Source organism: Rothia sp. HMSC066G07 (assembly GCF_001814485.1).
Lineage (GTDB): Bacteria > Actinomycetota > Actinomycetes > Actinomycetales > Micrococcaceae > Rothia.
This window is the reverse complement of record NZ_KV816927.1, coordinates 84,033-97,385: the sequence shown is the minus strand read 5'-3', so window position 1 is coordinate 97,385 and position 13,353 is coordinate 84,033. Positions and strand designations below refer to the sequence as shown.

Here is a 13,353-nt window from a genome sequence, read left to right as displayed (position 1 = left end):
CTCTATAACTTAGCCTCAATAGCAGAAAGTCCCCCGCCGACAGTAGTCAGCGGGGGACTTTCGTTAGGCTTTAGAAGCTTAGTGCTCGAAAATCTCGGTCACAGAGCCCTCATCGAAGACCTCGCGAATAGCGCGAGCAATCAACGGAGCGATGGAGAGAATAGTCAGGTTATCGAACTGCTTCTCTTCCGGCACGGGCAGGGTGTTGGTCACGACGACCTCCACAGCACCGCACTGGGACAGACGCTCAGCAGCCGGATCAGACAGAACCGGGTGAGTTGCCGCGATGATAACTTCCTTTGCGCCCTTGTCCATGAGGACCTTCACGGCGCCAGCAATGGTGCCACCGGTGTCGATCATGTCGTCAATCAGCACGCAGGTACGACCCTCGATGTCACCCACAACAGTCTTAGAAACAGCCTGGTTGGGGACGTTGATGTCGCGGGTCTTGTGCACGAACGCCAGAGGCGCGCCGTCCAGCAGGTCAGCCCAGTGCTCAGCCACGCGGACACGACCGGTATCCGGGGACACAACGGTCACGTTGGACAGGTCGTCCACGCGCTCGCGGATGTGCTTAGCCAGAACCGGAATTGCGAAGAGGTGATCAAGCGGACCGTCAAAGAAGCCCTGGATCTGCGAAGTGTGCAGATCCACGCACATCAGGCGGTCAGCACCCGCGGTCTTGTACAGGTCCGAAATCAGACGTGCCGAGATGGGCTCGCGACCCTTGTGCTTCTTGTCCTGACGAGCGTAGGGATAGAAGGGAGACACCACGGTAATGGAACGAGCGGATGCACGCTTGAGCGCATCGATCATAATGATCTGCTCCATGAGCCATTCGTTGATGGGTGCCGGGTGCGACTGAATCACGAAAGCGTCCGCACCGCGCACCGACTCCTCAAAGCGGACGTAGGTCTCGCCATTGGCGAAGGTGTATGCGGAGGTGGGCAACAGGTCGTGATCAAGTGCCTGTGCAATCTCCTCGGCAAGCTTGGGGTGTGCTCGACCGGAGACCACTACAAGCTTGCGCTCACCGGGGTTGGTAATCTCGCTACTCATGGTGTTGTTCTTTCCTCGAATTAGGATTCTGCCGGATCCTGAGCGCCAGCAGCCTTAGCAGCCTCGGCGGGTTCGGTACCGGCACGGTTCTTCAGAACCCAGCCATCGATGGTGCGCTGGGAAGTCTCAGAGTAGGCGAGGGCGCCAGCAGGAACATCCTTACGGATCAGCGCGCCCGCGCCGGAGTAGGCACCGTCACCGACGGTAACAGGTGCAACGTAAATGCCCGCAGAACCCATACGGGCGTGCGCGCCGATAACGGAGCGGTTCTTCACCAGACCGTTGTAGTTCGCAAAAATAGATCCAGCACCAATGTTCGCGCCTTCACCGATGGTGGCGTCACCAACGTAGGACAGGTGCGGAATCTTTGCGCCATCTCCAATCTGCGAGTTCTTAGCCTCGCAGAAGGTGCCAAGCTTAGCGTCCTTGCCCAGGGTGGTACCGGGGCGCAGGTATGCGAAGGGACCAACAGTTGCACCTTCGCCGATGACAGCACCAAAACCGTGAGCGCGGATGACGGTAGCGTCAGCCTCAACGGTCATATCGGTCAGGGTGGAGTCCGGGCCAATGGTAGCGCCGGTAGCAACGGTGGTGGAGCCGTGCAGCTGCACACCGGGCAGCAGGGTTACGTCGTTCTCAATGGTGACGGTAACGTCAACCCAAGTGTTCTCAGGATCAACAATGGTCACGCCGTTACGCATGTGAGCCTCAAGGATGCGGTTGTTGAGCATACGACCCAGCTGAGCCAGCTGCACGCGGTCGTTAGCCCCTTCAACCTCCCAGCGGTCCTCAATAGCCAGAGCGGAGGTGCGGTAGCCCTTAGAACGAGCGATGGACAGAACGTCGGTAATGTACTTCTCGCCCTGTGCGTTGTTGGTGGTCACCTCGAGCAGTGCCTCGCGCAGAACAGCGGCGTCAAAAGCGTAAATACCGGAGTTAATTTCGGTAATTTCGAGTTCTTCGGGGGAAGCGTCCTTCGCCTCAACAATGGCGGTCACTTCGCCAGCCTGGTTACGGACAATACGACCGTAGGCGCCGGGCTCATCAATGTGGGTGGTCAGCACGGTTACGGAGTTCTTGTCTTCTTCGTGGAAGGCAATCAGTTCGCGCAGAGTCTCGGGGCGCAGCAGAGGAACATCACCGTAGGTCACCAGGACGGTGCCGGAGACGGGTGCCTGCGCATCCAGGGCATTCAGACCGACCTCAACCGCGCGACCAGTACCCGGAATCTCATCCTGATCAACGATGGTTACCTCAGGGTCAAATGCAAGAACGTGCTCAGCAACCTTATCGCGCTGGTGGCGCACCACAACAGCAAGGCGCTCAGGGTTCAAATCGCGTGCAGCAGCGACAGCGTGCTCAACCATGGATCGACCACCGATGCCGTGCATGACCTTGGGGGTAGCGGACTTCATGCGCGTACCAGCGCCTGCGGCGAGAACGATCACTGCAGAGGGTGCCAGTTCAGTGTTCACTGGGAAGACTCCTTAGTAGTGGTTGTAAGAGTGAGGAGTGAGCGCGGACCGCTAACTCTCTATCAACGGTGCCGTTGAGTGCTTACGCTCCGCCACTAGGACTCGAACCTAGACAAACGGCTCCAAAGGCCGCTGTGCTGCCATTACACCATGGCGGATTATCCTTACATTCACGACAAGCCCCCGCTAGCGGGTCCTCATCGTCATTGACCGCCATTTTGGGCATAGAACAGCGCAATGCAGGAAATGCTTTCCTCAGTTTATCAAATATCTGTGCTCAACTTAGCCGCGCGCCCCGCAATCCCCACAGCTTTTCTCAGCACCGCCAAGTAGCCCCTCATCAAAGCTTGGGGCGCTACTTGAACTGAAGACTCACCCTGTACCCTAGAAGGCGTGGCACATCTACTTGGCGGCGAATCGCTGCACCTCGAATTCCCTACCCGAACCATCTTTGAAGGCATCACGGTCGGCCTGAACGAAGGCGACCGCATCGGCATTGTCGGTCGCAACGGCGACGGCAAGTCCACCCTCATGAAGATTCTTGCCGGCCGGCTCGAACCGGACTCCGGCCGCGTTACCGTGCGCGGCGGCACCCGCATCGGCTACCTCGACCAGTCAGACGTCCTCAATGACGACCACACCGTCGGCTACGCAATTGTGGGCGACACCCCCGAATACGAATGGGCGTCGCAGGCACACATCCGCGATGTCATCTCCGGTCTGGTCTCTGACCTGCCCTGGGATGCCCCCGTCTCTTCGCTCTCCGGCGGTCAGCGCCGACGCGTAGCGCTCGCCTCACTGCTCGCGCAGGAGTGGGACGTACTCATGCTCGACGAGCCCACCAACCATCTGGACGTTGAAGCCATCACCTGGCTCGCCAACCATCTGAAGTCGCGCTGGGCAAAGAACGCGGGCGGCCTCATGGTTGTCACCCACGACCGCTGGTTCCTCGACGAAATCTGTACCGACACCTGGGAGGTGCACGACCGCATCGTCGAGCCCTTCGAGGGCGGCTACGCGGCGTATATTCTGCAGCGTGTGGAACGTGACCGTCAGGCAGCCGCTGCGGAGGCGAAGCGTCAGAACCTGATGCGCAAGGAGCTCGCCTGGTTGCGCCGCGGTGCGCCCGCACGTACCTCCAAGCCGAAGTTCCGCATTGATGCCGCCAATGCCCTCATTGCGGACGTTCCGCCCGTGCGCGACACCGTGGAGTTGAAGAAGATGGCAGTCTCCCGCCTCGGCAAGGACGTGGTCGATCTCGAAAACGTTTCCGTCGTCTACGACGATTCCTCGATGCCCGGCGGCAAGCGCCCGGTGCTGAAGAAGGTTACCTGGCGGATTGCCCCCGGCGAGCGCACCGGAATCCTGGGCGTGAACGGTGCGGGTAAGTCCACTCTGCTTTCGCTCGTGACGGGCGATCTGAAGCCGACCGAGGGCCGCGTCAAGCACGGTAAGACCGTGAAGATTGCGACCCTCACCCAGCAGCTCGATGAGCTCAACGAGGTTGCTAACGACCGCGTCTCGGATGTGATTGGCCGTAAGAAGCGTAGCTACATTGCCGATGGTAAGGAGCTATCCCCTTCGCAGATGCTGGAGCGTCTGGGCTTTACGAGCGCGCAGCTGTCTACCCCGGTCAAGGACCTTTCGGGTGGTCAGAAGCGTCGCCTGCAGCTCATGCTGATTCTGCTGGATGAGCCGAACGTGCTGATTCTCGACGAGCCCTCCAACGACCTGGACACCGATATGCTCGCCGCGATGGAAGATCTGCTGGACACCTGGCCGGGTACCCTGCTGGTGGTCAGCCACGACCGTTACCTCATGGAACGCGTCACCGATCAGCAGTACGCCGTGATTGACGGTTCGTTCCGCCATCTGCCCGGCGGTGTGGACGAGTACCTGGCACTCTCGGCGGCAGGTGCTGGCGGTTCTGCCGCCGGTAGCGTGCAGGCGCGTGCCGCCTCCTCGGCGCAGGCTTCTGCTGAGCCGGATACCCCGAAGGTCTCCGGTGCCGAGCTGCGTGCGGCGCAGAAGGAATCCGGTGCGATTGAACGCCGCCTCGCCAAGCTCGCTGCAGAACAGGAGAAGCTCTCCGAGCAGATGAGCGCGCACGACGCCTCCGACTACGCCGGTTTAGCGGCACTCGGCGAGCAGCAGCAGACACTTCAGGATGAGATTGACGAGCTAGAAATGCGCTGGCTCGAACTCTCCGAGCTACTAGGCTAAGGTCTATTGGCATAGAAGAATGCCGGTTCTAGATTCAATCTAGAACCGGCATTCTTCATATATTCAGCGCTCAGCTACAGCGGCAACTAAGGGTGATTCAGAATCGCACTAACCGCGCTCACAGCGTGGTTGCCCGCAGCGCGAAGAGTGGAGGCAAGAGCCTCCGCCCGAGCCTGCGAAGAAACCAGCAGAAGCACCGTCGGACCGGAGCCGGACACCAGGGACGCATACACGCCCTCGCTATCACGCAGGTTCAGGGTATGTTCCAACTGCGGGGCGCACGAAAGCGCGGGAGCCTGCAGGTCGTTACGGAGCAGCGGCGCCAAGGAGGCGAGCGCCGCCTCCGAACCGTCATAAGAGTTCAGAGCTTCCAGAAGCTCTGCGGGTTCCACCAGTTCACCGGAGGCGGGATACTCACCGGCGGCACGGCCCGCATCCAGCTGCTTGAAGACGCTGGGGGTTGAGAGGCCAAACTGCGCGGCGACAATCACCAGGTGCAGAGGGTCCCGAGGCGCCGCAACATTCTGCAGCTCGGTGCCGGTCCCCTGCCCCAGTGCGAGGGTCTGCCCGAGCGCGGCACGCACGCTAAAGGGAATATCGGCACCCAGCTGCGCGGCAAGACGTTCATAATCCGTCTGGGTCAGGAGCGCACCGGTGCGGCCGGTTGCGTGCAGGTAGCGGTCCGTAGCAATGAGGGCGGCAGCCGCGTCCGCTGAACCGCCCGCCATACCGCCAGCCACGGGCACAGCCTTCGCAATATGCAGGTGTAGCGCCGGGACAGAGCCAATACCGTGCTCCGCAAGGATTAGCTCCGCGGCACGGTACACGAGGTTCCGCTCATCCATCGGCACATCGGCTGGGTCGAACTGCCCCGCCTGCATCTGCTGCTCCACCAGGGAGCCGGGCATAATGTCCATGCTCAGGCTCAGCCCCGGCGTCTGCCCCTCAGAGACCGTAATGGTCTCCGTCAGAGAGACCGCCGCAAAAAGCGTAGTCAGCGGGTGGTAGCCGTCCGGGCGGACGTCCCCCACAGCGAGGTACAGATTGACCTTACCGGGAGCATCAACCGAAATAGCGACCTGGGTACTCATCAGCGCATACACCTTTCGCGCGGGAACTCGCGTGAGAACGTCAGTGAAAAATTCAGAGCGGAAAGAAGCTACTCCGCTACAGGCTCAGCCGGAATAGTCAGCGAAGCCTCCGCAATGCGGATAAAGCCGTGAATATCTAGCTTCTCACCGCGTTCCGTCGGAGCGATACCGGCAGCCACCAGAATCTGCTCCGCACGCGCACCCGAACCCGCCCAGGAACTCAACGCAGCGCGCAGAGTCTTACGGCGCTGAGCGAAAGCGGCATCCACAATCGTGAACACCAGGTCACGGTCAACGGTAGAGAGAGGCTCCTCGCGCATACGGAAACCCACCAGGCCCGAGTTAATCTTCGGCGCAGGCCAGAACACGTTCTTGCCAATCACGCCCGCCTTATACACCTCGGCATACCAATTAGCCTTCACCGAGGGCACACCGTAAATCTTTGAACCCGGGGTCGCCGAAAGACGGTCGGCGACCTCGTCCTGAACCATCACCAGGGCGTGACGAATGCTCGGGAACTGCGCAAACAGGTGCAGAAGCACCGGAACCGCCACGTTATAGGGCAGGTTCGCCACCAGAGCATCCGGAGTGCGAGGCAGCTCGGTGACCTTCAGGGCGTCCATGAGCACCACATCAATATCGCCCGCCTTCTCAGGGCGGAACTTCTCAATCGTGTGCGGAAGCTGCTGAGCCAGCGGCGGGTCAATCTCCACCGCCACCATATCCTTCGCAGCGTCCAGGATGCCGAGGGTCAACGAACCCAGGCCCGGGCCGACCTCCAGCACCGTCTCCTCCGGTGAAATCTCTGCCGCGTTGACAATACGACGAATCGTATTAGGGTCAATCACAAAGTTCTGCCCAAGAGTCTTCGTAGGACGAATACCGAGCATCTCGGCAAGCTCACGAATCTCAGCAGGGCCGAGCAGGGGCAGATCGTTCACAGCGTTCCTTCACATAGGTGGATGGTGGGGAGGTTACAGTTTAGGTTACCGCGAGAAACGCTGCTTTACCTCATCAACAGTGGCTTCCAGAGCGTTCTTAGCATTTGTAATACGCTTCTTCGGTGCCAAAGCGATACGCACTCGATCCAGCGGACCAGTACCGTGCTGGAGACTATTCACCTTATCCAGATGACGCTTACCGGATTCCAAAATGACGCTGCTGCCTTCCCAGCCGCACAGGCCAGGCTGCACAAAACGCACATCCACACCCCACTGCTGGTACAGCTTGTAATCATCAGCTACGGTGCCCGGTACCTTATCCTCAAATTGCTTGAGCAACAGCTCAGCACCCGAACGGGAAATCAGGTACAGACCGGTGCAAATCAGGGGCCAAGTACCGTACGGCTTACCCATACGGTACTTACCGTGTACAAAAGGAGACAGCAGAGACAGGCGGATGTATTCCACCTGCGGGTTCAGCTTGCCGGCATCATTCGCAAAAGAATCGCTGAGGTTCACCAGCTGCACCTGCGGGTACTTCGTGATGATTGCGTTCACCACCGCCTCAGCATCCGGAGAAAGAAGAATGTCGTCTTCAGCAATCAGTGCCCAGTCGGCGTCGCTCGCAACAAAGTCACGCCACATCTTCACGTGGCTAAGCATGCAACCCTTCTCCGCGGGGCTCGGGTCGCGATGCCAGCGGCTACGGAAAAACTCAACGTCAAATTCTTCATCAGTGACGTGATTATCGCGGTTATCCACCGCAGAATAACGGACAAAATCCTGCGCGGGTGCGCCCACCGAATAGAACGAGTCAAAACGGTTCGCGCCATCCAGGCCCAGAACATACTTCAGAATCTTTGCCATGTTTTTCCCTTCAATAGCTCATCCAGAAGACCTAAGCAGTAGAAGATCGCGTCGGTTAATGATGAGTTTTCAGAACTTCAGACCACCTGCACAACAGAGGGGTTCATCAATCTTAAAAATCAGTGCGTAAACGGCAGGGAGTCTGAAATATTGAGCGTGTGATAAATACGCACACCGCAGTGCAACGTAAAAAGAATTCTATCATTCACCATGCGCCAATCTCAGGTCTCCTCAGGTTAAAACGCGATGTGGCACGCGTCGTACTGGTGCACAGCAAAAATCCCCTCCCTACCGGATATACACAATAGGGAGGGGATACTGGACAGGCAGAAGACCCACATATTTAGATTTTTATGTGATGACAGTAGCCCAATCCGTCTCTGGGTTATCGTCCCAGGCGCTGCTTCACATCATCAATGGTGGCTTCCAGAATATTCTTCGCGTTCGCAATACGCTTCTTCGGCGCCAGGGCGATGCGCAACCGATCGAGAAAACCAGTGCCATGCTGCGTGCTCTTGAGGCTTTCCAAGTGACGAACGCCAGAAGTTTGAATGAGGCTAGTACCTTCCCAACCGCATAGACCGGGTTGCACCAAATATACGTCTACCCCCCATTCTCGATAGAGGGAATAATCATCGGCAACAACGCCAGGAACCGTCTCTCCATAACATTCCACGAGTCGTTCAGCCCCAGAACGCGAAAGAAGATACAGGGCAGCACCATACAGAGGCTTTGAACCATAGGCATTACCCATACGGTACTTGCCGTACACAAAAGGAGAAAGCAACGAAAGACGAGGGTAATCAACCTGCGGGGTGAGCTTGCCAGCTTCAGAAGCGTAGATATCGCCCAGGTTAACCATCTGCACGTGAGGATACTTTTCGATAATCCTATCCACTACAGGTTGCAGGTCAGGGGAAATGAGGACATCGTCCTCAGCAAACAAAGCCCAGTCGGCATCTGAAGCGAGGAAGTCCTTCCACATGTGGTAGTGGCTCAAAGCGCAACCCTTCTCGGCAGGCCTCGGCTCTTTACCGTAACGAGCCAAGAACTGCTTGCTATCGAATTGCGCATCAGTGACGTGATCATCGCGGTTATCCACCGCAGAATAACGCTGAAAATCTTGAGCGGGTGCCCCCACCGAGAAGAAAGAATCAAAACGGTTCGCGTCGTCCAGTCCCAGAACGTATTTCAGGATTTTTGCCATGGTTTTCCCTTTGCTGTGGCACGCCCATACAGTCTTTATCTGAAACGACAGAAGCCACGCATGAGTGCCGAGTATTGACTTGGCAACGACAAACGCAAAGCGCGCAGAAAATATGCGCGCACGATAACAAGTCGCCCAGTCAGTGAGTGATGAATCGTATGTATAAAAATACACTATCATTCAATTGAATGATAGTACCCAACAATTGGCGTACGGCCCCCTGTTATGTCTCGCACGTTACATGCTACCTCACGCACTAGAGCTGAAAATAGCTACAAAAAAGCCTCTCCCCGCCATACATATATGACAAAGAAAGGCTTTCTCAAAGAGGCTTACTTATTTCGCCTTGCCCAGACGCTGCTTCACCTCATCAATGGTGGCGTCCAGGGCGTTCTTTGCATTCGCCAAACGCATCTTTGGAGCCAAGGCAATACGCAGGCGATCCAGAGTAGCTCTCCGCTACAGGCTGTACGCGCCTACCACTGACCGTAAACGCGCTCCGAATTCTCACGGATACGGCGGCAGAGCGCCTCCAGCTCCTCACCGCGGTGAGCCGCCATGAACCGCACCGTGTAGTTCGTCATGTAGGACGCATTCGGGCGGCCACGGAACGGATGCGGGGTCAAGAACGGCGCATCCGTCTCAGCCAGAATCAGCTCCGGACGAGCCATCACCAACGACTCCTGAATACCCTTCGAGTTCTTGAAAGTCACCGTGCCGGCAAAGCTCATGTACCAGCCGCGCTCATTGCAGATTTCGGCAAGCTCCGGGCCGCCCGAGTAGCAGTGGAACACGGTACGTTCCGGTGCGCCCTCTTCATCCAGGATGCGCACAACATCCTCGTGCGCGTCACGGTCATGAATCTGCAACGCCAGGTTGTGCTTCTTCGCAATGCGAATATGCTCGCGGAAGCTGTAGTGCTGTGCTTCCTTACCCTCCTCGCCGGTGCGGAAATAGTCCAGGCCGGTCTCACCAATAGCGCGTACACGGTCGGCGGTGGCGAGCTCGTCGAGGGTGGCTAGCGCCGCCTCCAGCTGACCGGCTGTAGCCAGCTCGGGGGCGGTATTGGGGTGAATCGCAATGGCGGCGAGGACACGCTCATCAGCCTGCGCGGCGGCGACCGCGTACAGGGAGGAGGGGATATCGTATCCGACCTGCACAATGCCGGCGATGCCGAGCTTTTCGCCGGCGTCGATTGCATCGCGGGCGCTGATTTCCACTTCGCCGTCGAGCAGGTCCATGTGGGTGTGGTTATCCACGATGGGGTACGGCAGCGGCTCGGGGGCGGGAGGGAAGACCAGGTTACGGCTGCGGCCGTTCTCGCCGGTGGTGGAGCGACGGCGGGTGCCTTCTCCCCCTTCGGCGTCGCTGATGCCGGTGTAGAGTTCCGCCTTATAGGGTGCGGGGACTTCACCGGGGACAGGCGTCCAGCCGTTAGGCAGGGCGGTTGCCTGAAGTGCCGCGGGGGTGGGCAGGGTGTAGTTCGCCAGGGCGGCGAGGGAGTTCAGGTACTCCTGGGTGATTTCAGGACCGGGATAGCTCTGACACATTGATAAATCCTCGGGATAAAACAGCGGGGTAAAACTTAGGGGGTAAAATTGCGCGGTGATTCTGGGCTATTCGGAGCGGGCAGCCAGTGCCGCCTCATACAGGTCGCGCTTGGAGGTGCCGGTCTCAGCGGCAACCGCGGCGCAGGCGCTCTTGAGGCGCTCGCCGCCCGCTACACGGTCGAGGACCAGTTGCACTACGTCCTGTGCTTCGGGGGTTTCGGGGGCTTGTGCACCCTCGACAATAATGACGATTTCGCCGCGGACGCGCTCAGACTCAGCCCATTCGGCAAGCTCTGCCAGGGTACCGCGTCGAACCTCTTCGTGGAGCTTGGTTAGCTCACGGCTGACAGTTCCACGGCGGTCAGCGCCGAAGATCTGCACGAAGTCTGCCAGGGTTGCGGCGGTACGGTGCGGGGATTCGTAGAAAATCATGGTGCGCTCCTCCCCCGCCAGCGAGGCGAGGCGGCGCGAACGCTCGGAGCCCTTGCGGGCGAGGAAACCCTCAAAGGTAAATCGTCCGGTGGGCAAACCGGAGAGCGCGAGCGCGGTCAACGCGGCGGAGGGGCCGGGCACCACGGTGACGGGCAGGTCGGCTTCTGCGACGGCTGCGGCGGCAACGTAGCCGGGGTCGGAGATGGCGGGCATGCCCGCGTCCGAGAGCAGCAGCACACGCTGACCGTCCTGTACCGCCTGCACGATGGTTTCGCTACGTTCGGCTTCGTTGTGGTCGTGGTTGACGATGATGCGGCCGCGGGTGCGCACACCAAGCCCGGAGGCGAGGGTTCGTAGCTTGCGGGTGTCTTCGACGGCGATGAGGTCTGCGGTGGCGAGGGCTGAGCGCAGTCGGTCGGAGGCGTCAGCGAGGTTGCCGATGGGGGTGCCGCCGAGGATGAGCACGCCGCCTTCTTCGGCGGTGACGGCGGTGTCTGCGGTGTCAGCAGTGTCAATCTCGAGTGCCTTGACCGTTTCTGAGGGGGCTGTGGTTTCTGAGGGGGCGGCGGTTTCTTCGGTGTATTCTGCGGGTGCGGTCATGGCAGGCCTCATGTCTGTGTCTGGTCTTCGTGTACCCACTAAGTGTAACGCCCGCGCTCAATCCGGTGCCGGGTGGGCTTACCGGGTGAGCCCGCCGATAGAAGTAGCTAGTGCGGGTGGGGCTCCGAGCGCGTCATATATGCTGTTCACGGGCTGAAATGGTGCATCGTGCGTTCTGACCCTTTAGGATTGATGGGGTGAAGATACCTAAGCTACTTTCTCCCGCATCTGCCGCTCCAGCTGGTCAGGCTGATTCGGCCCGTTCTTCGTCTGAACGTGGTCGTTACAGCCTCGATTCGCTGCTGGATGCGCTCGCTGTTGCCTATATTCGTGCCCCGCGTTGGGGTTGGCTGGCGCCCGCACTGATTGTGCTGGTTGCCGGTATTCTGCGTTTTTATAATTTGGCGCATCCGAACGCCATTGTTTTTGATGAGACCTACTACGCCAAGGACGCTTACTCGTATGTGCATTATGGCTACGAGTTGAGCTGGTCGAAGGACGCTAATGCGTCCTTTGCGGCGGGTCACCCGTCGGGCCTGTTGACGGATTCGCCGGAGTATGTGGTGCATCCGCCGTTGGGTAAGTGGATGATCGCAGCGGGCATGGCGATTTTTGGTGATAATAATCCCTTTGGTTGGCGTGTTTCTGCTGCGGTGATTGGCACCCTGTCGGTGGCGTTGATTGCCTATGTTGGCTGGTTGCTGTTCCGTTCGATGACGGTGGCGACTATTGCGGCGCTGCTGGCTGCTGTGGATGGTCTGATGCTGGTGGAGTCTCGTTTGGCTCTGCTGGATATTTTCCAGATGTTCTGGATTTTGGCGACTTTTGCGTGTCTGGTGCTTGACCGTATTCAGGCGCGGCGCGTGTTGGCACGCCATATTGCGGAGGCGGCACGCCAGAATGGCGGTGTGCTTCCGCCGATGCCGTGGGGCCCGAGCATGGGTCTGCGCCTGTGGCGTTTCGCTGCCGGTGTGTGCGCCGGTGCCGCGGTGGGCGTGAAGTGGAATTCGCTGTTCTTCGTTGCGGCGATGGGTCTGCTGACGGTGTTCTGGGATATTAATGCTCGCCGTATTGTGGGTCTGCACAAGTGGGGTTTGACGGCGCTGGTGCGTGACGGCATCCCCGCCTTCTTCCAGATGATTGGTGTGGGTCTGCTGGTGTATCTGAGCACTTGGGCGGGCTGGTTCCAGTCGTCGAATGCGTATTTCCGCCGTTGGGCTGTTGAGAACCCGGGCAAGGGTGTCATGTGGCTTCCTGAGGATTTGCGTTCCTTGTGGGAGTACCATGTCTCGGCGTTTAAGTTCCATTCTGGTTTGAGCAGCCCGCATACGTATTCTTCGCAGGCGTGGCAGTGGCTGGTTTTGGGTCGCCCGACCTCGTACTACTATGAGTCGCCGAAGCTGGGTTCTTCGGGTTGTACCGTGAAGTCCTGTTCCGAGGCTATTTTGAATATCGGTAACCCGGCGATTTGGTGGGCTTTTATTCCGGCGATTATTGTGGCGCTTCTGGTTCTGCTGCTGAAGCGGGATTGGCGTTTTGGCGCGCTGCTGGTTGTGTTCGGTGCGGGCTATTTCCCGTGGTTTATGTACCCAACTCGCACGATGTTCTACTTCTACGCCCTGTCCTTTGAGCCGTTCCTGATCCTGCTGTTGGCGGGTGTTTTGGGTCTGGCGCTGTCGGGTGCTCGTGGTTCGGTGTTGCGTGCTCGTTTGGGCGTGACGCTGGTGGCGATTTACCTGGTGGGTGTGCTGGTGTTGAGCGCGTACTTTATGCCGTTGTGGACTGCTCAGGTGATTCCGTATGAGCAGTGGTATTCGCATATGTGGTTTAAGTCCTGGATTTAGGCTCGGAATCTAGCCTCGGTTTTTAGGTTCGAGCGATGCGAGCTTAGGTATAGCAAAGGGGGCT

The 13,353-nt window shown here is 58.8% G+C and carries 10 protein-coding genes and 1 tRNA gene; 2 read left to right on the top strand and 9 right to left on the bottom strand.

Translation table 11 applies throughout. The annotated features are described in order from the left end of the window. Positions 1–78: 78 nt before the first annotated feature. From HMPREF2971_RS06170 to HMPREF2971_RS06160, 3 genes are all read right to left on the bottom strand, one after another. Positions 79–1,059 carry a ribose-phosphate diphosphokinase gene (locus tag HMPREF2971_RS06170; protein ID WP_049327934.1) on the bottom strand — a complete coding sequence of 327 codons (981 nt, stop codon included), beginning with the start codon at positions 1,057–1,059 and terminating at the stop codon, positions 79–81. Between the two features lie 20 nt (positions 1,060–1,079). After that, on the bottom strand, positions 1,080–2,534 hold the full coding sequence (glmU, locus tag HMPREF2971_RS06165) for a bifunctional UDP-N-acetylglucosamine diphosphorylase/glucosamine-1-phosphate N-acetyltransferase GlmU (protein WP_049362296.1): 1,455 nt from the start codon (positions 2,532–2,534) through the stop codon (positions 1,080–1,082). An 87-nt stretch (positions 2,535–2,621) separates the two neighbouring features. Beyond that, positions 2,622–2,692 (bottom strand) — tRNA-Gln (locus HMPREF2971_RS06160). Between the two features lie 235 nt (positions 2,693–2,927). Here HMPREF2971_RS06160 and HMPREF2971_RS06155 point away from each other — a divergent pair. Continuing rightward, positions 2,928–4,757: an ABC-F family ATP-binding cassette domain-containing protein gene (locus HMPREF2971_RS06155; protein WP_049362297.1), complete on the top strand. Its 1,830-nt coding sequence runs from the start codon at positions 2,928–2,930 to the stop codon at positions 4,755–4,757. Between the two features lie 86 nt (positions 4,758–4,843). On the opposite strand, the gene HMPREF2971_RS06150 is transcribed toward HMPREF2971_RS06155, so the two are convergent. From HMPREF2971_RS06150 to rsmI, 6 genes are all read right to left on the bottom strand, one after another. Beyond that, complete coding sequence (locus tag HMPREF2971_RS06150; protein ID WP_049362299.1) at positions 4,844–5,848, bottom strand: GHMP family kinase ATP-binding protein; 1,005 nt, start codon at positions 5,846–5,848, stop codon at positions 4,844–4,846. 68 nt (positions 5,849–5,916) lie between these two features. Further along, positions 5,917–6,789 carry a 16S rRNA (adenine(1518)-N(6)/adenine(1519)-N(6))-dimethyltransferase RsmA gene (gene rsmA / locus HMPREF2971_RS06145; protein WP_049355014.1) on the bottom strand — a complete coding sequence of 291 codons (873 nt, stop codon included), beginning with the start codon at positions 6,787–6,789 and terminating at the stop codon, positions 5,917–5,919. A 45-nt stretch (positions 6,790–6,834) separates the two neighbouring features. Further along, on the bottom strand, positions 6,835–7,656 hold the full coding sequence (locus HMPREF2971_RS06140; protein ID WP_049346770.1) for a glycosyltransferase family 25 protein: 822 nt from the start codon (positions 7,654–7,656) through the stop codon (positions 6,835–6,837). Positions 7,657–8,041: 385 nt separating this feature from the next. Continuing rightward, positions 8,042–8,863, bottom strand: coding sequence for a glycosyltransferase family 25 protein (locus HMPREF2971_RS06135; RefSeq protein WP_044150717.1), 822 nt, complete (start codon positions 8,861–8,863; stop codon positions 8,042–8,044). Positions 8,864–9,339: 476 nt separating this feature from the next. Next, a complete protein-coding gene (locus tag HMPREF2971_RS06130; protein ID WP_070691918.1) occupies positions 9,340–10,413 on the bottom strand; it encodes a TatD family hydrolase in 1,074 nt (357 codons plus the stop codon). 66 nt (positions 10,414–10,479) lie between these two features. Continuing rightward, positions 10,480–11,445 (bottom strand): 16S rRNA (cytidine(1402)-2'-O)-methyltransferase, encoded by a 966-nt coding sequence (rsmI, locus tag HMPREF2971_RS06125; protein ID WP_070691915.1) that lies wholly within the window; start codon positions 11,443–11,445, stop codon positions 10,480–10,482. 197 nt (positions 11,446–11,642) lie between these two features. On the opposite strand from rsmI, the gene HMPREF2971_RS06120 reads away from it, so the two are divergent. After that, entirely contained in the window at positions 11,643–13,289 is a 1,647-nt protein-coding gene (locus HMPREF2971_RS06120) for a dolichyl-phosphate-mannose--protein mannosyltransferase (RefSeq protein WP_070691913.1), read from the top strand. Positions 13,290–13,353: the final 64 nt, after the last annotated feature.

Bases quoted from the DNA above. Each gene is read 5' to 3' on its own strand.
- HMPREF2971_RS06140 (WP_049346770.1), bottom strand. From the start codon at position 7,656: ATGGCAAAGATTCTGAAGTATGTTCTGGGCCTGGATGGCGCGAACCGT.
- rsmI (WP_070691915.1), bottom strand. From the start codon at position 11,445: ATGACCGCACCCGCAGAATACACCGAAGAAACCGCCGCCCCCTCAGAA.
- HMPREF2971_RS06150 (WP_049362299.1), bottom strand. From the start codon at position 5,848: ATGAGTACCCAGGTCGCTATTTCGGTTGATGCTCCCGGTAAGGTCAAT.
- HMPREF2971_RS06135 (WP_044150717.1), bottom strand. From the start codon at position 8,863: ATGGCAAAAATCCTGAAATACGTTCTGGGACTGGACGACGCGAACCGT.
- HMPREF2971_RS06170 (WP_049327934.1), bottom strand. From the start codon at position 1,059: ATGAGTAGCGAGATTACCAACCCCGGTGAGCGCAAGCTTGTAGTGGTC.
- HMPREF2971_RS06130 (WP_070691918.1), bottom strand. From the start codon at position 10,413: ATGTGTCAGAGCTATCCCGGTCCTGAAATCACCCAGGAGTACCTGAAC.